Origin of the sequence: Lysobacter antibioticus HS124, from assembly GCF_000336385.2 — a bacterium.
GTDB classification, from domain to species: Bacteria; Pseudomonadota; Gammaproteobacteria; order Xanthomonadales; family Xanthomonadaceae; genus Lysobacter; species Lysobacter firmicutimachus.
Genome location: NZ_HG424446.1, coordinates 72,769 through 93,783 on the forward strand (window position 1 = coordinate 72,769; position 21,015 = coordinate 93,783).

The 21,015-nt window shown below is 68.6% G+C and carries 16 protein-coding genes; 6 read left to right on the plus strand and 10 right to left on the minus strand.

Going from position 1 to position 21,015, the window contains the following annotated elements; genetic code table 11:
• Positions 1-118: 118 nt before the first annotated feature.
• The 3 genes from TX83_RS01590 to serA form a co-directional block, all read right to left on the minus strand.
• The gene (locus TX83_RS01590; protein ID WP_064746159.1) at positions 119-724 is read right to left on the minus strand and encodes a hypothetical protein; all 606 of its coding nucleotides are present in this window, start codon (positions 722-724) and stop codon (positions 119-121) included.
• Positions 725-815: 91 nt separating this feature from the next.
• Entirely contained in the window at positions 816-1,460 is a 645-nt protein-coding gene (locus tag TX83_RS01595) for a histidine phosphatase family protein (RefSeq protein ID WP_064746160.1), read from the minus strand.
• 2 nt (positions 1,461-1,462) lie between these two features.
• Positions 1,463-3,025 (minus strand): phosphoglycerate dehydrogenase, encoded by a 1,563-nt coding sequence (serA, locus tag TX83_RS01600; protein WP_064746161.1) that lies wholly within the window; start codon positions 3,023-3,025, stop codon positions 1,463-1,465.
• 400 nt (positions 3,026-3,425) lie between these two features.
• On the opposite strand from serA, the gene TX83_RS01605 reads away from it, so the two are divergent.
• A complete protein-coding gene (locus TX83_RS01605) occupies positions 3,426-3,656 on the plus strand; it encodes a DUF6289 family protein (protein ID WP_064746162.1) in 231 nt (76 codons plus the stop codon).
• A gap of 239 nt (positions 3,657-3,895) precedes the next feature.
• Complete coding sequence (locus TX83_RS01610) at positions 3,896-4,123, plus strand: DUF6289 family protein (RefSeq protein WP_064746163.1); 228 nt, start codon at positions 3,896-3,898, stop codon at positions 4,121-4,123.
• 471 nt (positions 4,124-4,594) lie between these two features.
• Here the strand turns inward: TX83_RS01610 and TX83_RS01615 are convergent, their stop codons facing one another.
• The 3 genes from TX83_RS01615 to TX83_RS01625 form a co-directional block, all read right to left on the minus strand.
• On the minus strand, positions 4,595-6,790 hold the full coding sequence (locus TX83_RS01615; protein WP_064746164.1) for a S46 family peptidase: 2,196 nt from the start codon (positions 6,788-6,790) through the stop codon (positions 4,595-4,597).
• A 454-nt stretch (positions 6,791-7,244) separates the two neighbouring features.
• Positions 7,245-9,344, minus strand: a complete 2,100-nt coding sequence (locus TX83_RS01620; RefSeq protein WP_186442489.1) for a S46 family peptidase — start codon at positions 9,342-9,344, stop codon at positions 7,245-7,247.
• Between the two features lie 221 nt (positions 9,345-9,565).
• Positions 9,566-11,719, minus strand: a complete 2,154-nt coding sequence (locus tag TX83_RS01625; protein WP_064746166.1) for a S46 family peptidase — start codon at positions 11,717-11,719, stop codon at positions 9,566-9,568.
• 146 nt (positions 11,720-11,865) lie between these two features.
• Here TX83_RS01625 and tdh point away from each other — a divergent pair, with 146 nt between their 5' ends.
• From tdh to TX83_RS01645, 4 genes are all read left to right on the plus strand, one after another.
• Entirely contained in the window at positions 11,866-12,900 is a 1,035-nt protein-coding gene (gene tdh / locus TX83_RS01630; RefSeq protein ID WP_186442487.1) for an L-threonine 3-dehydrogenase, read from the plus strand.
• Between the two features lie 112 nt (positions 12,901-13,012).
• Positions 13,013-14,209: a glycine C-acetyltransferase gene (kbl, locus tag TX83_RS01635; RefSeq protein WP_064746168.1), complete on the plus strand. Its 1,197-nt coding sequence runs from the start codon at positions 13,013-13,015 to the stop codon at positions 14,207-14,209.
• Between the two features lie 77 nt (positions 14,210-14,286).
• Entirely contained in the window at positions 14,287-14,691 is a 405-nt protein-coding gene (locus tag TX83_RS01640; protein ID WP_064746169.1) for a hypothetical protein, read from the plus strand.
• A gap of 952 nt (positions 14,692-15,643) precedes the next feature.
• A complete protein-coding gene (locus tag TX83_RS01645; RefSeq protein ID WP_186442488.1) occupies positions 15,644-18,307 on the plus strand; it encodes a prealbumin-like fold domain-containing protein in 2,664 nt (887 codons plus the stop codon).
• 123 nt (positions 18,308-18,430) lie between these two features.
• On the opposite strand, the gene TX83_RS01650 is transcribed toward TX83_RS01645, so the two are convergent.
• The 4 genes from TX83_RS01650 to TX83_RS01665 all read right to left on the minus strand — a co-directional run.
• Positions 18,431-18,949 carry a hypothetical protein gene (locus TX83_RS01650; RefSeq protein WP_064746171.1) on the minus strand — a complete coding sequence of 173 codons (519 nt, stop codon included), beginning with the start codon at positions 18,947-18,949 and terminating at the stop codon, positions 18,431-18,433.
• Positions 18,950-19,214: 265 nt separating this feature from the next.
• Entirely contained in the window at positions 19,215-19,952 is a 738-nt protein-coding gene (locus TX83_RS01655) for a pseudouridine synthase (protein WP_064746172.1), read from the minus strand.
• Between the two features lie 113 nt (positions 19,953-20,065).
• Complete coding sequence (locus tag TX83_RS01660) at positions 20,066-20,581, minus strand: hypothetical protein (RefSeq protein WP_064746182.1); 516 nt, start codon at positions 20,579-20,581, stop codon at positions 20,066-20,068.
• Positions 20,582-20,828: 247 nt separating this feature from the next.
• Positions 20,829-21,015, minus strand: a 187-nt coding sequence (locus TX83_RS01665; RefSeq protein WP_145982125.1) for an OmpA family protein, incomplete at its 5' end; no start/stop codon positions are given.

Genomic DNA, 21,015 nt, shown 5'->3' on the forward strand with positions numbered 1-21,015 from the left:
CCGGCCGGCGCCACCGGCCGCGACGGCCCAGGCGGGCAAAGCGACGATAGCCGCGCCGGCGGACCGGAGCGGCGGAGCGGCGGAGCGGCGAGTATGCCGCCGGACGCCAGCGCCGCGGTCAGCGCGTCGTCGAATCGGTGCGGCGGCCCGGACGCTCGGCTTCGACCGATACCACGGACAAGCCCAGCGCCGTGCGCCGGCCGACGACCCGCACGGCGCCGGGCGCGTTCAGATGGCGCAGGGCCAAGTCGCGATCCACGCACAGATAGCCGCGCAGCGTGCGCTCGGCCAGTCCGCCGACCATGCGGTAATCGCAGCGTCGCCGGCTGTGCTGGACCCGGCCGAGCATGACCGAGGGCTCCTCGACCCGATGACCGGCCACTTCGTTGATCAAGCCCGGCAAGCCCAGAGTCAGCGCGAACCAGCTCATGGCGCTGAGCGCGATGCCGAACAGGCCCAAGACCAGCGGCTGCGGCAACGGCAGCGACTGTACGCTGTGCCTGCCGGACAGCGACTGGCGCGGAAACAGCCACAGCAGCCCCAGCCCCGACAGGATCGCCAAGCCGTAGCCGACCGGCCCGGCCAGCCAGGGCGCGGGCACGAAGGTCACCGCGGTGTAGCCGAACACCGCCAGCCCCGCGACCAGCAACAACAGCAGGCCGGCCCAGCCGCCCGGCACCCACAACGGCGAGCCGCGCTCGCCGGATTCGTCTTGATCCGCCACCGAGTCCGTTCCTCTTCGCTCCGGCGGCCGCCCGCGCGGCGCGCGGGCCCGGCCGTCCGGACACGCGCACCCTAACGGCGGCCGCGGCGGCTTACAACGCCCGGTGCACCGCTTCGCCGAACAACGCGGTGTGGTGGCTGCAGTCGTTCAGCCGCACCACGTCGAGCCGATCGACGTTGTCGCCTTCCAGCAGGTTGAGCGTGGTCGGTGCCTGGCGGAAGGTCCACAGCTTGGCCAGCGGAATGCCGAGCACTTTGCACAGCAGCACCCGGTTGACCGCGTCGTGGGCGACCACCAGCAAGGTGTCGTCGTCGCCGAGGCCGTCGCAGGCGCGCGCGAACGCAGGCCAGGCGCGATCGAGCACGTGGACGATCGATTCGCCGCCGGGCATCAACACCTCGTGCGGGGTTTCGCGCCAAGCGCGCAGGCGGTCGCCGTCGCGCTCGCGGATCTCGCTGGCGAGCAGGCCTTCCCAGGTGCCGTGGGCGATCTCCATCAGGCCCGGATCGAGCTTGAGCATCGACGCGCGCTCGTCGCCGAGAGCGAGCTCGGCGGTGGCGCGCGCGCGGCTCAGCGGCGAGGCCACCGCGCGGGTGATCGACACGTCGCGCAGACGTGCGCCCAGCGCCTTGGCCTGGGATTCGCCGACCGGCGACAAGGCGATGTCTTCCTGGCCCTGGTAGCGGCCTTCGGCGTTCCACGGCGTTTCGCCGTGACGGGCAAGCAATATCCGCATGATCAGACCTGCGCCAGGGAGAGGATGCCGGGAGTCGCGCGCAGGGCGGCGAGTTGTTCGTCGTCGACCGGGCGGTCGACCGTGATCGCCGCGCGCGCCTGCCCGTCGCCGGCCGCGCCGAGGGCGAAATTGACGATGTTGACGCCGGCCGCGCCGAGCTTGGAGCCGACCGCGCCGATCATGCCCGGGCGATCCTCGTTGCGCAGCAGCAGCACGTGCGCCTGCGGGTCGAACTCGATTTCCACGCCGTCCAGCCGGACCACGCGCGGGCCGCGGTGCAGAGTCGCCTCGATCTCGCGGGTACGTTGTTCGCCGACCACGCGCAGTTTGAGCAGGCGATCGAAACCGTCGCCGTCGCCGCCCAGCGTCTCGGCCACGGTCAGGCCGCGCGCCGCGGCTTCCTGCAGCGCGTTGACCGGAGTCACCCGGCCCGAAGCGGTGCCGAGCAGTGCGGCCACCAGCAGCCGGGTCAACGGGCGCGTGTCGAGCGCGTCGGTGCGGCCGGCGTAGGTGATCTCCAACCGGGTCGGCGCCGGAATCAGGCGCGCGGCGAGCCGGCCGAGCGAAGACATCAGCGGCATCCACGGGCCGACTTCGCGCGCCGCCTCGGCGGTCAGCGGCGGCAGATTGACGCAGCCGGCGACCGCGCCGGTGGCGGCGAAATCGATGATCTGCCGCGCCAGGATGGTGCTGACCGCCTGTTGCGCTTCGCTGGTCGAAGCGCCCAGGTGCGGGGTCAGGATCAGCTTGGGATTGGCGCGCAGCGGCGAATCGGCCGGCAGCGGTTCGGTGACGAAGGTGTCGAGCGCGGCGCCGGCGATGTGGCCTTCCTCGATCAGCGCCAGCAGCGCGGCCTCGTCGACCAGGCCGCCGCGCGCGGCGTTGATCAGATAGGCGCCCGGCTTCATCGCGCGCATGCGCGCTTCCGACAACAGGTTGGTGGTTTCCTTGGTGCGCGGGATGTGCAGGGTGACGACGTCGGCCCAGGCCAGCAGTTCGTCCAGGGTCTTCAGCGGCACGCTGCCCTTGCCGGCCGCGGATGCGGGCAGGAAGGGGTCGTGCGCGGCGACTTCCATGCCGATGCCCTGCGCTTTGCGCGCGACCGTGCCGCCGATGCGGCCCAGGCCGATCACGCCCAGCTTCTTGCCTTCCAGCTCGAAGCCGGTCAGGCCGGCCTTGGGCCACTCGCCGGCCTTCATCCCGGCGTCGGCGCGCGGGATGTGGCGGGCCAGGGCGAACAGCAGCGAGATCGCGTGCTCGGCCGCGGCCAGGGTGTTGCCGTCGGGCGCGTTCATCACCGCGATGCCGCGCTCGGTGGCCGCTTCGACGTCGATGGTGTCCACGCCGGCGCCGGCGCGGCCGATCACGCGCAATTGCGCGGCGTCGGCGAGCGCCTCGGCCGGGACCTTGGTCGCCGAGCGCACCAGCACGGCATCGACCCCGTTCAGCGCCTGCGCCAGCGCGGCGGGATCCTTGATCGGGTCGGATACGACGACGTCCCAGCCCGCTTCGCGGAACAGGGCCAGACCGTCTTCATGAATGCCATCGCAGGCCAGTACTTTCATCGCAAGCTCCAGGTCGTGTGGGGACAGACGACGGAGCGAATGCGAGCCGGCACTACGGAAAGATCTCGGGCCCTGAACGGACGGGCCGCGATGCCGCCGACGGCGGCGCCGCGCGGGGCGGCATCGAACACGGGTCGGGAGACGGGGCCGGCTGGCATGGGAATCCGCGACTGCCCGCGCAGCCTAAGTCAGCGCGCTCGCGCGTGCAAGTGCGTTCGCGCGCTGCCCGGACCGCGTCCGGCGACGCAAGGGCAGGTGTGCAGGAATAAGCAATTTACGATTGCGCCGCGGACCCGCGTCACAAAGATACGATTGCGAGCACGCCGGCACATTGTGGAATCGCGACCGTCGTCCTAGCGTCTTCGCGCCGGCGCTCTGCCGGCATCGAAGAGAGAACGCCATGCGCAAGAAACTCGCTCTGACGCTCGGCTTCGCGGCGATCGCCGCAGTCGGCGCCGCAGTCGCCGCGATCGGCCCCACCGGTCCGGGCCAGTTCTATTACTACTACGACGACAACGGCAGCGTGGTCGGCTATCAGGCCATCAACTGCGACAACACCCGCGCCTCGTGGGGCAAGTTCACCAAGAACTACAGCGACGGCTATTTCATCTGCGATCCGGATCCGAACTGATCGCGGTCTGCGTCCGCGCATCGCACGCAGCCGCGGCCGGGACCGCGCGCGTCGCAACCTCGCGGACGCATCGTCGTTACGGTACCGAACGTACCGGTCCTAACAGCGCGCGACGCACGAACGCCGCCCGGCGCGAGCGACGCCCGGCGCGCAGCGCGCGCGTGCTGCGCGGACATCGCCGACATCCGGCCCTGCGCCGGATCTTCCTAGCAACGCCACTGCTCGATAAGGAGTTCGCCATGCGTAAGTCGTTTGCCCTCGGTCTCGGCCTGGTCGCCGCCCTGGTCGCCACCACCACCCTCGCCCGCCCGCCGGGTCCGGACGAAATCGGCGAGTTCTACGTCTACTTCGACGCCAGCGGTAACGTCGTCGGCCAGGCCCAGATGAGCTGCGAAGGCGTGCTGACCGAATCCGGCGTCCGCACCGCCAAGTACAGCGTCGGCCACCTGGTCTGCAATCCGCGCTGATTCCTGGCGCGCGTTCGGCATCGAAGGACCGGCCTCGCCGGTCCTTCGTCGTTGGCGCGCTTGTATTCGCCGCATGCGCTCGGCCGCCTGTAGGAGCGGCGTGAGCCGCGACAGCCGGAGCGATGTATGCGAGCGGGAGTTCCCGAAGCCAGGACCGACCCGGCAAAGGCAATTGGTCTAGTCGCGGCGGGGCTTCGGCCGGCGGCGTGGTATTGCATCGCTGCGGTTGGTCGCGGCTGACGCCGCTCCTACACGAGCCGGCCTCGCTCGCCCCTGTAGGAGCGGCGTCAGCCGCGACAACCGAAGCGATGTACGCGAGCGAGACTTTCCGAAGCCAGAACCGACCCGGCAAAGGCGATTGGTCTTGTCGCAGCGGAGCTTCGGCCGCAGCGTGGTATTGCACCGCTGCGGTTGGTCGCGGCTTATGACCGAAGGAAATCCCCGCGGGACGCCGCTCCTACAAAAGCGGCGCTATTTGCCGCCGGCAGGCACGCCCATCTCGGCCAGCAGGCGCGGCGCCGGGAACACCTCCTGCATGATCCAGCGCATATAGCGCTGATCCACCGAGATCGTCCGCGTCGCGGCCGGATCGAACACCCAGCTCGCGCTCACCGACTCCAGGTTGCTGTCGAACACCAGGCCGGCCAACTTGCCCTGCCCGTCCAGCACCGGCGAGCCCGAGTTGCCGCCGCTGATGTCCAGGTCGGACAGGAAGTTCACCGGCAACGAGCCCAGTCGCTTGTCGGCCAGCGCGCCGTAGCGCTTGGTGCGCACGCCCTCCAGCAGCACCGGCGGCGCCTTGAACGGCTCGCTGCCGGTATGCCGCGCGGCGATCTCCTCGGCCCGGGTGAACGGCAATGGTTTGGCGCCGCCGTCCTTGGTGTAGGCGACGACCGTGCCGTAGCCCAGGCGCAGCGAACCGTTGGCGTCGGGATAGGCGACGCGCCCCTGGCTCTTGCGGAAATCGGCCAGCGCCTTGAGGTAGGCCGGCCGCACGCTCAGGGTTTCGCCGGCGCGGTTGCGGATGTCGCGCTCGGATTGCAGCAGGGTCGGCATCGCCGCGATCGCGAACTGGATCGCGCCGTCCTTGCTCTTCTCGAACGCGGCGCTGTCGGCCTTGAGCCAACCGGCGCGCTGCTCCGGCGTGCCCAGGCGCGCCTTGCCCAGACGGTCGAGGGCGCGCTTGACCGCCTTCTCGTCGTCGCCTTCCAGCCACTGGTCCAGCGCGGCGACGCGCTGTTCCTTGGGCAGCTTGAGGTACTCGCGCAGCCAGTAGTCGTACAGCGCCCGGTCCACGCGCGGATCGGAACGGCGATCGGCCTGGCGCAGGCCGTTCTCGAACGCGGCCGCGTCGCGCTGGCGATAGCCCGCCTCGCGCTGTGCATCGGGCTTGGCCCGCTCGATCGAGTTGCGGTAGAGCTGGGTCGCCGCGCCCAGCGAGCCGGTCGCGAACAGCTGGCCCAGGATCAGCTCGCGCTCGCGCACTGCGCGCGCCTGCGCGCCGAGTTCGAGCAGGCGCGCATGCGCGGCCAGCGCCGGCTCGCCGGCCGCGCCCTGCTTGCGCAGCCAGGCCAGCAGCGCGGCTTCTTCCTCGCGCTTGGCCTGGACCGCGCCGGCGCGGCGGAAACCCTCGAGCTGGCGGTCGTAGTTGACCGCCGCGCCCTGCCAGCCGCGCACGGTCGCGGCGTACTTGCCGGCGATCTCGGGGCTCTTGCGCGTCTCGCTTTCGACCAGCGCGGCCAGGCGGCGGTAATGCCCGGCCACGGTCGGATAAGTCCAGTCGGCGTTGGCGGCGAAGTCGTCGGCCATCGCATAACGGTTGGTCAGGCTCGGAAAGCCGGCCACGGCGACGAAATCGCCAGCGCCCAGCGGCTTGTCGGCGATCTTGAGCCAGCGCTTGGGCTGATAGGGCACGTTGTCGATGGCGAACGCCGCCGGTTTGCCGTCCTGGCCGACGTAGGCGCGATAGAAAGCGAAGTCGCCGGTGTGGCGCGGCCACATCCAGTTGTCGTTCTCGCCGCCGAAGTTGCCGATGCTGTCCGGCGGCGCATAGACCAGGCGCAGGTCGCGGATCTCGATATTGCGCTGGAGCTGATAGCGGTTGCCGCCGCTGTAGCTGTACAAGCGGCAGGCATAGCCGCGCTCGGCTTCGCATTCGGCGATCAGCTGCCGCTCCAGCGCGTCGAGCGCGGCGATCCGCGCCAGCGGATCGGCGGCGGCGCTTAGCGCCGTCTGCACCCGCGCGGTCACGTCCTGCACCGAGTCGAGCACGAAGATCCGCGCGTTCGGCCCGGCCGAGACCTCGTCGTTGTTGGTGCCGGTGCGGAAGCCGTCGCGCAGCAAATTCTTCTGCGCGGTGGAATTGAGCTGGATCGCGCCGAGCGCGCAATGGTGATTGGTCAGCAACAATCCCTTGGGCGAGACGAAGCTGGCGGTGCAGCTGCCCAGCGGCACCACCGCGCCGAGCGGATCGCCCTTGGGATCGGCCCACTGCGCCAGTTGCTTGGGCGTGGCGCGCAGGCCGGCCTGCTTGAGCTGCGGCGCCAGTTCCGGCCATTGCGACGGCGTCCACAGGCCTTCGACCGCAAGCGCGGGACCGTTCCAGGCCGCCAGGCCGAACAAGCCTCCTGCCACAACCACCGCGCGGGCCAGCACCGTGTATCGCATCCAGACGTCCGATCGACTCGAAGGGAGGACGAGTCTAGCCCGGCTGTTTCGGCCAAGGCCATGCCGGATGCGGCCGGCGGCGATCGCGCGGCGGCCGGCCGGGACATGGCTTCACCCAACGCTCAGATTGCGCGGGTACGGGCGCTAAATTTCCGTTAACGCGGGGATTGGGGATTAGCAAGAGCAGGCGCAGTCCTTGCGAACCCTGTCCCTGTAGGAGCGGCGTGAGCCGCGACATCCGAAACGGTGAAATACCACGCCATCGGCCGAAGCGGCGCGACACGGTTCGGCACCGCAATTCCGGTATCCGCAGCCCGGCCGCCGCGCTTGCATACACCGCTTCGGATGTCGGGGCTCACGCCGCTCCTACGAGCCGTACGCGGCCGGCGCAAAAAAAAACCGGCCGCTAGGCGGCCGGCGTTTTTGGATCCCTGGTACCGCGGCGCGAAGCGTCTTACTTCTTCGGCTTCTGCATCGGCACGCCCAGCTCGGTCAGCAGCTGCGGCGCCGGATAGACCTCCTGCATGATCCAGCGCATGTAACGCTGGTCGACCGAGATCATCCGGGTCATGGTCGGGTCGAACAGCCAGTTCGAGCTCACCGATTCCCAGTTGCCGTCGAAGGCCAGGCCGACCAGCTTGCCCTCGCCGTCCAACACCGGCGAACCGGAGTTGCCGCCGGTGATGTCCAGGTCGGACAGGAAGTTCACCGGCACCGTCTTCAGGCGCTTGTCGCTCAGGCCGCCGTACTGCTTGCCCGCGATCGCGTCGAGCAGGCTCTGCGGAGCGTCGAAGGGCTCTTCGCCGGTGGCCTTGGCCGCGACTTCCTCGAGCTTGGTGAACGCGGCCTGCTTGCTGCCGTCGAGCTTGGTGTACGCCTTGACGTTGCCGAAGGTGATGCGCAGGGTCGAGTTGGCGTCCGGGTAGACCGCCTGCTTCTTGCTCTTGCGGTAGTCGATCACGCCCTGCAGGTAGGCCGGGCGCGCGACCAGCGCTTCGCCGTCGCGGGCCTTGCCTTCCTGCTCCAGGCGCAGCACCGCCGGGTACAGCGCCTTGGCCAGCTGGATCGCCGGATCGCGGCTCTTGTCCATCGCGGCGCGGTCGTCGTCGAGCAACGCCAGGCGCTCCTTGGTGCTGCCGAGCTTGGTCTTGGCTAGCTTGTCCAGGCCACGCTTGATCGCCTTCTCGTCGTTGCCGCCGAGCCAACGGTCGAGTTCGGCGATGCGCTCGCCGGCCGGCAGCTTGAGGTACTCGCGCAGCCAATAGGCCTGCAGCTCGCGGTCCATGCGCGGGTCGTAGCGGCGCTCCATCTGCTCCAGCGCGGCCTTGATCGACGGCAGGTCGCGCTGCTGATAGCCGGGCTCGCGCTCGGCGTCGGGCTTGGCGCGCTCGACCGCGAGCCGGTACAGCGTGCCCGAGGCGGCGACCACGCCCAAGCGGCGCAGCTGCGAGAACACCAGGTCGCGGTCGCGGTGCGCATTGGACGCTTCGATCAGCTCGACCAGCTTGGCGTGACCGGCCAGCGCCGGCGCGCCGGCCTTGCCGCGCTTGCCCAGCCAGGCCAACACCGCGTCTTCGTCGGCGTGCTTCTTCTTGGACACGCCGACGCGTTCGAAGCCTTCCAGCTGACCGTCGTAGTTCTTCAGCGTGTTCTGCCAGCCGCGCACGGTGCTGGCGTACTTGACCCCGATCTCGGGGTCCTTTTTCGCGGTTTCGCCGACCAGGGCGACCAGGTTCTTGTAGTGCTGGGCGATGGTCGGGTACGCCCAGCCTTCGGTGGCGTCGAACTCCGCCGCCAGGGCGTAGCGGTTGGTGCGGCCCGGGTACCCGGCGACCATGACGAAATCGCCCTCGCCCAGCGGCTTGTCGGCGATCTTCAGGTAGTGCCGGGGCTGGTAGGGCACGTTGTCCTTCGAGTATGCGGCCGGCTTGCCGTCCTTGCCGACATAGGCGCGATAGAAGGAGAAGTCGCCAGTGTGGCGCGGCCACATCCAGTTGTCGACTTCGCCGCCGTAGTTGCCGACGCTGCCGGGCGGCGCGTAGACCAGGCGCACGTCCTTGATCTCGATGCGGCGGAACAGGCGGTAGGTGCTGCCGCCGAAGAAGCTGTAGACCTCGCAGCCGTAGCCCGGTTCGGCCTCGCACTGCGCGATCAGGCGCTTCTGCACGGTCTCCAGCGCATGGGTGCGGTCGATCGGCTCGACCGCCTCGTCGATCGCGGCCTTGATCTGCGCGGTCACGTCCTGGATCGAATCCAGCACGTAGATGCGCGAGGCCGGACCGGCCGAAACTTCCTCGCCCGGCGTGGCGGCGTTGAAGCCGTCGCGCATCAGGTTCTTCTGCGCGGTCGAATTGAGCTGGATGGCGCCGTAGGCGCAATGATGGTTGGTCACCACCAGGCCGCGCGGCGAGACGAAGCTGGCGGTGCAGCCGCCGAGCGAGACCACCGCGCCCATCGGATCGCCGGTGAGGTTGGCCAGTTGCTTGGCGTCGAGCTTGAGTCCGGCCTTCTTCAGCGGCGCGGAAATCTCCGGCAACTGCTGCGGCACCCACATGCCTTCGACGGCGCCGGCCGTCGTGGCCAGGCCCAAGCCCAGCGTCCCGGCCGCGACGGCCGCGGCCAATGTCGTGTAGCGCATGCGTATACCCCTGATCGACGAAGAAAAATGGATTGCGAGTTTAACTTGCAACGGAATCAATGAGATAGCGCTTGGCCGAGGATCAGCAGACGGGACAGGGAAAGCCGCCCCGCTGTCCGCCGCCTCCTGTTCCGGCCTCATTCCGCCGGCAACTGCATTTCCTTCAGCAGATGCGGCGCCGGATACACCTTGGCCAGCAGCCAGCGCAGGTAGCGCATGTCGACGTGGATCGCGCGCTTGTAGCGCGGGTCGTACATCCAACTGGCGCTGACCGCCTCCCAGTTGCTGTCGAAGTTCAAGCCGATCAGGCGGCCGCGGGCGTCCAGCACCGGCGAACCGGAGTTGCCGCCGGTGGTGTCCAGGTTGGTCAGGAAGTCGACGGTCTGGGTCTTGAGCTGCGGATCGGCGGTGCTGCCGAAATCGCCCTTGGCGATGGCCTCGCGCAGCGGCTGCGGCGCGTCGAAGGGCTTGCTGCCGGTGTGTTTCTCGAGGATGCCCTGGACCGTGGTCAGGGCCTGGTAGCGCACGCCGTCGCGCGGGTCCATCGTGCTGACCGCACCGTAGCTGACCCGCAGGGTCGAGTTCGCGTCCGGGTACACCGCGCGGCCTTGGGAGTGCCGGTACGCGATCAAGGCGCGCATGTAGGCCGGGCGCAGGCGCAGCAGTTCGCCTTCGCGCACCTTGCCCTCTTCCTCGATGCGCAGGAAGGCCGGCGTCAGCGCCGCCGCCGCGCGCAGCAGCGAATCGTCCGAAGACTGCAGCGCCTTGGCGTCGCTCTTCATCGCCTCCAGGCGCGCGGCTTCTTCGCCGAAACCGGTGTGCGCGTACAGCGCATCGATGCTGCGCTTGAGCGCGGCCTCGTCCTCGCCTTCGAACACGCGGTCGATTTCGGCCACGCGCAGAGTCTTCGGCAGCGCCTTGTACTGCAGCAGCAGATGACGCAGCAGCTCCTTCTCCACCGCCGGCCAGTAGCGGCGCTGCATCTGCTTGAGGCGCCCGGCGATCAAGGTCTCGTCGCGCTGTTGATAGCCCGATTCGCGCTCGGCGTCGGGCTTGGCCCGTTCCAGCGCCAGGCGTTGCACGGTCAACGCGGCGCCGAGCAGTTGCGCCTGGCTGCGGATCGCGGTCAACAACTGGTCGCGCTCGCGCGTGGCCGCGCCGGCGTCGAGGACCTTCTGGGTCGAGTCGATATCGGCCCGGGTCGCGCGCGCGCCGGCCTGTTTATCCAGCCACGCCAGCATCGCCGCCTCGTCCTCGCGCCGCACCCGCACCGCGTCGCTGCGGCGCAGGCCGTCGAGCTCGCCCTGGGCGCGCTTGAGGGTGTTCTTGAAGCCGGCGACCTGGGCGGCGTAGCGCACCTTGGCCTCGGGGTCGTTGCCGGCGGCGGCCTCGATGGTCTTGATCATGCCCGCGTACAGATCCACTCGCGACGGCAGCTGCCACTCGATCTGCTGGACGAACTCGGACGCCATGCGGTGGCGGAAGGTCACGCCCGGATAGCCGGCGAGCATGGCGTAGTCGCCCTCGCGCACCGGCTCGGTGGCGACCTGCAGATGCCCCGGCGGCGCGTAGGGCACGTTGTCGGGCGAGTAGTCGGCGGGCTGGCCGTCCTTGCCGACGTAGGCGCGCAGCAAGGTGAAGTCGCCGCTGTGGCGCGGCCAGACGAAGTTGTCGACCTCGTCGCCGTAGTTGCCGATGCTGTCCGGCGGCGCGTACACCAGGCGCACATCGCGCAGCTCGAGCTGGCGGATCAGATAGAAGTCGGTGCCGTAGTACATGTTGGCGACGCTGCAGCGATAGCCCGCTTCGCGCTCGCATTCGGCGACCAGCGCCTTGCTGGCCGCGTCGACCGCGTCGTAGTAGGCGCGGCCGCGTTTGCCGCGCGCGTCCTTGAGCACGCGCTCGGTGACCTTGTCGAAGCCGGTGGTGACCAGCACCCGGAAGTCGGGGTTGGCCGGCAGCTCGGCGGCGCGGTCGGCGGCGACGAAGCCGTCGTGGATCAGGTCGCGCTCGGGCTTGGAGTTGTACTGGATCACGCCGAACGCAACGTGGTGGTTGGTCAGCACCAGGCCGTCGGCGGAGACGAAGGCACCCGTGGCGCCGCCGACCTTGACCACCGCGTTCATCGGCGCGCGGGTCAACTCGGCCAAATCGGCGGGATCGCCCTGGAAGCCGGCGGCGCGCAGCTGGCGCGCGATCTCGGGCAATTGCGAAGGCATCCACATGCCTTCATCGGCCTGGGCGGCGGTCGCGCACAGGGCCAGGGACAGGGCTAACACACGGGGGCGCATGGTCGTTCCGGGACATTACGAAGCCGCGACGATAGGCCAAGCCGGCCGACCCCGGCAAACCCGGGCCCGGCCCGCCCCGGGGCGGCGGCGTATAATTCGCGCTTCTTTCCCGCGCGGCGGCGCCGCGGCTCTCAGGTAACGACCCCATGACGCAAACGATGAAGGCACTGGTCAAGCGCGAAGCCGGCAAGGGCATCTGGATGGAAGAGGTGCCGGTACCGGTGCCGGGTCCGAACGAGGTGCTGATCAAGCTGGAGAAAACCGCGATCTGCGGCACCGACCTGCACATCTACCTGTGGGACGACTGGAGCCAGCGCACGATCAAGCCCGGCCTGGTGATCGGCCACGAGTTCGTCGGCCGCATCGTCGACCTCGGCCCCGGCGTCACCGGCTACCGCCCGGGTCAGCGCGTCTCGGCCGAAGGCCACATCGTCTGCGGCCATTGCCGCAACTGCCGCGCCGGCCGCCAGCACCTGTGCCCGAACACCACCGGCATCGGCGTCAACCGCAACGGCGCCTTCGCCGAATACATCGTCATGCCGGCCAGCAACCTGTGGCCGATCCCGGACCAGATCCCGAGCGAACTGGCCGCGTTCTTCGACCCCTACGGCAACGCCGCGCATTGCGCGCTGGAGTTCGACGTGGTCGGCGAGGACGTGCTCATCACCGGCGCCGGCCCGATCGGCATCATCGCCGCCGGCATCTGCAAGCACATCGGCGCGCGCAACGTGGTGGTCACCGACGTCAACGACTTCCGCCTCAAGCTGGCCGCCGACATGGGCGCGACCCGCGTGGTCAACGTCGCCAACCAGTCGCTCAAGGACGTGATGGCCGACCTGCACATGGAAGGCTTCGACGTCGGCCTGGAGATGAGCGGCAACCCGCGCGCCTTCAACGACATGCTCGACTGCATGTACCACGGCGGCAAGATCGCCATGCTCGGCATCATGCCCAAGGGCGCCGGCGCCGACTGGGACAAGATCATCTTCAAGGGCCTGACCCTGCACGGCATCTACGGCCGCAAGATGTACGAGACCTGGTACAAGATGACCCAGCTGGTGCTGTCCGGCTTCCCGCTCGGCAAGGTGCTGACCCACCAGCTGCCGATCGACGAATTCCAGAAGGGCTTCGACCTGATGGAAGCGGGCAAGGCGGGCAAGGTCGTGCTTAGCTGGAATTGACGAGAGCCGGGATTCGGGAATGGGGATTCGTCGACGCGATCCCTCCCCAACCGCTTCCTCGCCGCTGCGCCGTTTCGCTTTGCCAATCCCCGAATCCCAAATCCCCAATCCCATGCCCTCCCTGACCCAACACTACGCCGACACCCTCGACGAGATCCGCGCCGCCGGGCTGTTCAAGTCCGAACGCATCATCACCAGCCCGCAGTCGGCGCAGATCGTGCTCGAGGACGGGCGCACGGTGCTGAATTTCTGCGCCAACAACTATCTCGGCCTGGCCGATCATCCGGACATCATCCAGGCGGCCAAGGACGCGCTGGACACGCACGGCTTCGGCATGGCCTCGGTGCGCTTCATTTGCGGCACCCAGGACCTGCACAAGCGGCTCGAGAAGACCATCGCCGGCTTCTTCGGCACCGAGGATACGATCCTCTACGCCGCCTGCTTCGACGCCAACGGCGGCTTGTTCGAGCCGCTGCTGGGCGAGAACGACGCGATCATCTCCGACGCGCTCAACCACGCCTCGATCATCGACGGCGTGCGCCTGTGCAAGGCCAAGCGCTTCCGCTACGCCAACTGCGACATGGCCGACCTGGAGAAGCAGTTGCAGGCCGCCGACGCGGCCGGCTGCAAGACCAAGCTGATCACCAGCGACGGCGTGTTCTCGATGGACGGCTTCATCGCCCCGCTGGACGAGATCACCGCGTTGGCGAAGAAGTACAACGCCCTGGTCCATATCGACGAGTGCCACGCCACCGGCTTCCTCGGCGCCCACGGCCGCGGCTCGGCCGAGGTCAAGGGGGTGATGGACAAGATCGACATCTTCACCGGCACCCTCGGCAAGGCCATGGGCGGCGCGCTCGGCGGCTTCACCACCGCCAAGAAGGAAGTGGTCGAACTGCTGCGCCAGCGTTCGCGTCCCTACCTGTTCTCCAACTCGCTGCCGCCGCACGTGGTCGCCGCCGGCATCAAGGCCTTCGAGATGCTGTCGGCCGCCGGCGAACTGCGCGAACGGTTGGCGCAGAACACCGCCTACTTCCGCGAGCGCATGACCGCTGCCGGCTTCGACGTCAAGCCCGGCGTGCACCCGATCAGCCCGGTGATGCTGTACGACGCGCCGCTGGCGCAGAAGTTCGCCGCACGCCTGCTCGAGGAAGGCATCTACGCGATCGGCTTCTTCTACCCGGTGGTGCCGCAGGGCCAGGCGCGCATCCGCACCCAGATGTCGGCGGCGCATACCCGCGAACACCTGGATCGGGCGATCGACGCCTTCGTCAAGATCGGCCGCGAGCTCGGCGTGATCCAGGGCTGAGCCACCGGTGACGGCGGACACCGACCGCTTCCGCGACGGCGCCGGCACTCCCGGCGCCGTTCGCGTTTGTTGAGCCCGTGCGCGCCGCTCTGCGCCGCCGCTTGCTGCAAGCCGTGCGCACCGACGCGCTGGCGAGCTTCGCCCCTGCCGACGGCGTGTGGCGCACGCGCTGCCTGCACTGCCGGCGCGCGCTCGCCCTGCGCGAAGACGGCACAGCGATCGGCTCGGCCTCGCTCGAACACGTGGTGCCCAGCGCCTGGTTCGGCCGTCGCGCCGCGGCGGCGCTGACCGCACAGGTCGGCGAAGACGCCGACGACCCGCGCAACCTCGCCCTCGCCTGCGCGCCCTGCAATCACGGCAAGGGCGCCAGCCACGACGCGCGCGGCCCCGGCGATGCGCGGGCGCGGGACGTGGTCGCGGCGCTGCTCGATGCGCGCCTGGCGCGCTGGCGGGAGCCCCTAGGCGACGGGATGGGAGACTAGGGATTCAGGGGCAGAGGCCGGGACGCGTCGTTCGGTGTGGTGCCCGACGCGTTGTCGCGCATCGCGATGGAAGCTCAGGCCGAGCTCCGATGGCGCATCCATCCAATGAAATGGTGCGGGTGCGCCGCTGAGGTGGGGCATGCGGACGCAGTAACCGGGCCCCGCTCGCGGAAGGCCTGGTGTCCGTGCCGCCAACCGGATCTTCTCGACGCTCTGCCTGATCGGCCGACGGCGAAAACCCTCCCGCCAGTCCATTACCGCGGCCCAGCCAGCCAAACAGACGAGCAGCCTGACCCACCCCCCCTTCCCGCCTACGTGAGCGGGTATCGAAGGACTCGGCTTGGTTCTCATGCATGCCCCCTTCGCTCGCCCCCTTCGGGGCCTTCCGCGCACGGCACAGCATCCTCTCGCCGGCAGGGTTGAGGACCGGCTTCGGGATAGCAACCCGTCGCCCGATAAAAGTGCTTGAGCAATCGGGCGCGCAATCGAGCGCCTGTAGCGCAACCGCGAGTTCCCTTCCCGTTTCGGCAGGACGGGACGTCGCGGGGCTTTCTGGTTCGGCCGGGTTCCAAGGCCGCCGTAGCCGACCCGGCAAACCGGGATAAATGGCGAATAAATGCCTCCCGCGGTCTGCGGCGAGCGGTTTCTACATTCGCAACGTAACCACCGCCGAGGGGCGACCTCCGAATGCTCACAAAGGCTGTCGCCCCAGGGCGACGAAATGCGCCAATTCGCGCCCGTTTGACCGCGCAGGATCTGCAAGCGCACGAACTGCTTGGGTCTCCTCCTTTTTATCAATGGCCCGAACTTCCGGTGCCGGGTGCGGCGCCGGGCGGGACCCGCTTCGCCCGCTCGGCCGGTGGTACCGAGTCGACGGCCGGACGCCCCTCGCCGCGGCGAGCGCTGTCGCGAATTCGTCTGGACAGCTAGAGAGGCCGCTTCGATGAGAACCATGCATACAGCCCTGGCCGGCGCGACGGCAGCGCGGCCTTACCGGAGCCGCAGCGTCGCCCGGCACCCGATCGGGCGAATTACGATCTTGGCCGCGGCGTTGCTGACAATGCCGGTCGCACACGCGCAGTCGACCTGGCGGGCGCTGGTCGACGAAACATTCGGAACGGGGGCGCCGAACGTCAGTACTAGTCCGACGGTCGAACTCAACCCCGGCACCACCGACTATGCGCCCAACACGAACACCACCGTTTACAACGGCACGGGCGGGGTGGCGGACGGGCAATACTCGGTCACCAAGAACCCGACCTACAGCGACGACTTCGGCTTCGGGTACAGCAATCAATGGCAGCACGGCGGGGACCACACCACCGGCACCGGCTACATGGCGTTGTTCAACGCCAATCCGGCTCGCCTGGGTGAGGCCAACGGCACCTACTACCTGTACAGCACTGCGGTGGCCGACATCCCCGGCGCAAGCTACCGTTTGAACTATTGGGCCGCCAATATCCTGCGCTCGTACGCGGGCGGCGGTTATTTCGATGCGTACATCGGCATGACCGTGCGCGACGGGGCCAACGGCACGGGCATCCTGTACGGCAGCGACCCCAACGGCGCAACGGCCTTGCCGCGCGCTTCCAATGCCGGGGGCCCTGCTTTTGGGATCACCCCGCCGCCGGATGATTCGGTGCCTGCGGTTCAGAACGTGATCCCTTGGATCAATCGTTCCCTGCAGTTCCAATTGCCGGTCAATTACGCCGGCTCGGCCCTGTATTTCAATTTCTACAATTCCGCGCCTGCTTTCGTCACCACCTCCGGCAACGACTTGGTGGTCGACGACATCCTGATCGAAATGGCCACCGCTACGATCAGCGGCCGAATCTATCTGGACAACAACCAGAACGGCCTCTACGACGCCGGCGACGGCCTGTTCAGCGCAACGCTGCCATACGTGGCAGCGATCGGAAACAACGGCAAAGTCATCGATTTCGTTCAGATAGCCGCTGACGGCACCTACGCGCTCAACTTGGCTGCGTGGTCCACGGCCGACATCGGGCAAAAGCTCGTCCTGCTCAATTCAGCGCCCGCCCCAGGGCAGACGATCAACACTGCCTCCTGGCCCAGCGGCCATACCGTGATCAGCGAAACGCCCAATGCCACCTACGGCTCCACCGGCGTGCAGCCGCGCGATGGCATCCTCAATGTGCTGCGCTCCGACGATCCCAGCGGCATCCATCCCAATTTCAATATCGGCCTGATCCAATACGCGACGTTGCGCGTCGTGAAGTCGGTGCCGACGGGTCAAGGCGCGGCCTTCGATTTCAGCCAGTCGGGAGTGCCGGCAACGGCGACCGGTTCGCCGAACGCGGCCACAGCAACCAACTTCCAACTCAATCCCTCGGTGGCATCAGGATCTTCACTGACCGCGACCCAGACCTACAGCAACATTGTTCCTGCAGGGACCATCGCTCTCAACGAGTTGAATAGCGCCGACATCAATCAGTACGACCTAGTCAACATCGTCTGCGCAGATGCTGCGGGCGCGCCGGTAGGCAGCCTGTTCTCGACCAATGTTGACAACGCCGCCCCGAGCGGCTCGCCGAACGGCACGGCGACGGTGACTCTGGTGCCCGGCGCTGACGTGACTTGCACGTTCAACAACGTGCGCAACCCGCGCATCGTGATCGTGAAGAATACGGTGGGGGGCGACGGGACGTTCAACTTTACCCAGACCTCGTCGCTGGCCGGTACGACGGTCAACCCGGCCGGTCCGCAGGTGCTGACTACGGTATCGGGCTCGGCGGTGACGAACACCAGCGTGGAGGGACTGTCGGGCGCCAACACGACGACGGTGACGATTACCGAGATGCCGACCGCGGGGTTCGCGCTGACCGCTTTGAGCTGTACGGACCTGGGCAGCGTGGGCACGCAGCCGACGATCGCCACCGATCCGGCGACGGGAGTGGCGACGCTCAGCAACGTGGGCACCGGCGATCAGGTGCAGTGCACGTACACCAACACCAAGCAGGGCACGATCACCATCGTCAAGGACGCGGTGCCGAACGATGCGCAGGATTTCGCCTTCACTACGACCGGCACGGGCCTGAGCGGCTTCAGCCTGGACGACGATGCCGACGCTACGCTGTCCAATACCAGGACCTTCACCGGTCTGGCCGCAGGCAGTTACACGGTGACGGAAGTGGCGGCGGCGGCCGGCTCGGGCTGGAACCTGACCGGCTTGAGTTGCAGCGATCCCAGCGGGGGAACCACGACCAGCGGGGCGACGGCGACGATCGGCTTGGCTACCGGCGAAACGGTCACTTGCACGTACACCAATACGCGCAGCCTGTCGGACCTGTCGATCAGCAAGACCAATACGCCGGGCTCGGGGCCTAACGACCAGGCCGGCGACACGCTGACCCGGGGCGCAACCACGACCTATACCATCCTCGTCACCAACAACGGCCCGGACGCGGTGACCGGCGCGATCCTGACCGACCCGCCCGGCAGCCGCATCGGCCTGACCTGCACCGCGCCTCCGACCTGCACCGGCACGGCCTGCCCGGCCGGGTTGACCCTGGCGCAATTGGGAAGCGGCGTAGCGTTGGGCACCTTGGCTAACGGTGCGAGCGTGACGGTAACGCTCACCTGCGTGGTGAATTAGGAAAAGGCGGCGTAGTTCGCACGGCTCACTCATCCTAGCGGTCGGCCATCACCCTATTTCTCCGAGCGGGTGCACTATCAGGACGGGGCGGCCACAGCGGCCGCCCCGTCGGGCCGGGCACGCTCAAGCGTCGCGCATCGCCTGTTCCAATTGCTGCATGGTCATGTTGAACATCAGCAGATCCATATCCAGCTTGACCCGATGTTCCATCGAGGTCGGCAGCTGCGACAGGATCGCCAGGTCCATCTCGATGTACTGGCTTTGCAGCTTGGCCATCTGGCCCTTGGAGACCGCCAACTCCATCGCCGTGCGGTTGCTGTACAGGCCGCGGTTGAGCGAATCCAGATTCTGCTGCTGCAGTTTGGCCAGCTGGACGCTGAGCATGGTCGCGTCCATATGCGCGCGCGTGTAGTAGAGCCGCGCCTGGGCGACGTTGCCGTTCTGCACGTGGATCTTGGCGATCTGCAGATCCATGTCCAGGACCTGCCGGTCGTAACGCACCGCTTGCAGGATCTGGTTGGCGATCGCCGGATCGGCGATGGCGCCGGCGCTGAAGCTCAACAATGCGGCGACCAGCAGAGCGCGCAGGCGCTGGGTCCAGGCGTGGGGCTTGCGCGCGGGCGTGAGGGTTTGCTGCGACATCGTAGGTCTCTCCTTGGCATGACGAGTCGGCGCGCCGCGGGCCGGGGGCCGCAAGGCGCGATGGGAACCACGTTAGGGTTTGCGATGCTCCGATCGGGCCGGCCTCCTGCGGGCATGGCCCGGGCCGGCGGCGCACCTCCTTGTCGCGCGATGGCCGCGCGCGGAGCGCAGCGGCGTTTCCGGCGCCCACCATAAGCCGCGGACGGCGCCCGCGACCGTTACTGCGGTCGGATTTCCGCTGCCGCCAGGGTGCGCCGCGGCACGCTCAGCGCAGCCGCTGCAGGTCCTGCGGGTCCAGCCGCCGCCATTGCCCCTTGGCCAGATCGCCGAGCGCCAGCGCGCCGATCGCGACCCGTACCAGCCGCAGCACCTCCAGGTCGAACGCGGCCAGCAGGCGCCGGATCTGCCGGTTGCGGCCCTCGTCGAGCACGATCTCCAACCAGGCGTTGCGCTCGCCGGCGCGCAGCAGGGTCGCCGACTTGGCGCGCAGCCGCTCGCCGTCTTCGGCGACGCCGGCATGCAAGGCCGCGAGCAGGGCGGCGTCGGGAATCGCGTCGACCTGTACGTGGTAGGTCTTGTCCGGGCCACGCTCGGGGTCGGTGATCGCGGCCGCCCATTGCGGGTCGTTGCTGAACAGCAGCAGGCCCTCGCTGGCCTTGTCCAGCCGCCCGACCGGCGCCAGCCAAGGCAACGGCGAGCCGTCGAGCTGAGCGCCGTCGAAGCAACGGTAGACCGTGTCGCGGCCGCGCTCGTCCTGGGCGGTGGTCACCAGGCCGCGCGGCTTGTTGAGCATCAGATAGAGGCGTTGCGCGGCTTCGATCGCCTGACCGTCGACGGCGATGCGCTGACGTCCCTGCACGATCGGAAACTCCGGATCGCGCACCACCCGGCCGTCGACCGCGACGCGCCCGGCGGCGATCCATTTCGCCGCCTCGCTGCGCGAGCATAGGCCCTGCTTGGACAGCACGCGGGCCAGACCATGGCGGGGCGGAGGCGGACTCAAGGCGACGACTCGGTACTCGGCTGCGAAACGACGGCGACCGCCGCGCACGGCGCCAAAAACGAAACGGCCGCAGGCAATGCCCGCGGCCGCATCGCTTGCGCCGCTGGCGCGGCTTACTTCTTCTTGCCCTTCTCGGCCGCGGCCGGCGCGGCTTCGGCGACCGGCGCCGGTGCGGGCGCAGCCGCCGTGCCGTTGCCCTTGGCCACGCGCACGCCCTTGGCCTTCATCCAGGCGCTGAACTCGTCGGCGGTCATGCGCTTGCCGCCCTGGCTCATGTTGAAGCGCCACGGCGTGTTGTCGAATTCGGTCTTGGGCTTGTAGGCGGCCGGGTCGTTGGCCGAGGGCATGCCGGTCGAAGCCGGCGCGGCCTTGGCCACGTTGCAGCCTTCCAGGCGGATGCGCAGCAGCACCTGGTCGACCGACAGGGCTTCGTCCAGCGCCTGCGACAGCACGCCGCTCGGCGCGCCGAGCTGGTGCGCGGGCGCGACCAGTTCCGGCGCGATCGGCGCGATCAGGGTCGGCTCGACCGGCTGCGCGCGCGCGGCGGTGAGCGCCGCGCAATTGGCGGTCTGCGCCTGCGCCGCGGCGGCGAACAGGAACAACGACGTGGCGGCAAGGACTCGGCGCATGTGGATCTCCCGGGTTCGGCGCGAACGCATCGCCGCACCGTTGAACGATGCGCCAGTGTAGGCGCGGCGAACGCGCCGGACAACCCGCGAAATCAGGCGGTTATCGAGGTTTTTTCGCGCGATGCTCAATTCAGCTTGGTCAGCTTCGGCGCGGCCGGCGCCGAGCGGAAAAAAACGAAGCCCGGCGCGAGGCCGGGCTTCGTGGGTGCTGCCGCGCGCAGGCCGGAGCCTGCGCCGTTCCAGACGATTAGTTCTGGACGTTCAGCTCGGTACGACGGTTGACCTCGCTCTTGCAGGCCGGGAAGGTCTGCGGGGTCGATTCCAGCGGGCGGCTCTCGCCGTAGCCGACCGGACCCTGCAGGCGACCGGCGTCGACGCCATTGCTGGTCAGGTAGTCGTAAGCGGCCTTGGCGCGACGCTCCGACAGCTTCTGG

Bases quoted from the DNA above. Each gene is read 5' to 3' on its own strand.
- TX83_RS01595 (WP_064746160.1), bottom strand. From the start codon at position 1,460: ATGCGGATATTGCTTGCCCGTCACGGCGAAACGCCGTGGAACGCCGAA.
- serA (WP_064746161.1), bottom strand. From the start codon at position 3,025: ATGAAAGTACTGGCCTGCGATGGCATTCATGAAGACGGTCTGGCCCTG.
- TX83_RS01605 (WP_064746162.1), top strand. From the start codon at position 3,426: ATGCGCAAGAAACTCGCTCTGACGCTCGGCTTCGCGGCGATCGCCGCA.
- TX83_RS01610 (WP_064746163.1), top strand. From the start codon at position 3,896: ATGCGTAAGTCGTTTGCCCTCGGTCTCGGCCTGGTCGCCGCCCTGGTC.
- TX83_RS01615 (WP_064746164.1), bottom strand. From the start codon at position 6,790: ATGCGATACACGGTGCTGGCCCGCGCGGTGGTTGTGGCAGGAGGCTTG.
- TX83_RS01620 (WP_186442489.1), bottom strand. From the start codon at position 9,344: ATGTGGGTGCCGCAGCAGTTGCCGGAGATTTCCGCGCCGCTGAAGAAG.
- TX83_RS01625 (WP_064746166.1), bottom strand. From the start codon at position 11,719: ATGCGCCCCCGTGTGTTAGCCCTGTCCCTGGCCCTGTGCGCGACCGCC.
- tdh (WP_186442487.1), top strand. From the start codon at position 11,866: ATGACGCAAACGATGAAGGCACTGGTCAAGCGCGAAGCCGGCAAGGGC.
- kbl (WP_064746168.1), top strand. From the start codon at position 13,013: ATGCCCTCCCTGACCCAACACTACGCCGACACCCTCGACGAGATCCGC.
- TX83_RS01645 (WP_186442488.1), top strand. From the start codon at position 15,644: ATGCATACAGCCCTGGCCGGCGCGACGGCAGCGCGGCCTTACCGGAGC.
- TX83_RS01650 (WP_064746171.1), bottom strand. From the start codon at position 18,949: ATGTCGCAGCAAACCCTCACGCCCGCGCGCAAGCCCCACGCCTGGACC.
- TX83_RS01660 (WP_064746182.1), bottom strand. From the start codon at position 20,581: ATGCGCCGAGTCCTTGCCGCCACGTCGTTGTTCCTGTTCGCCGCCGCG.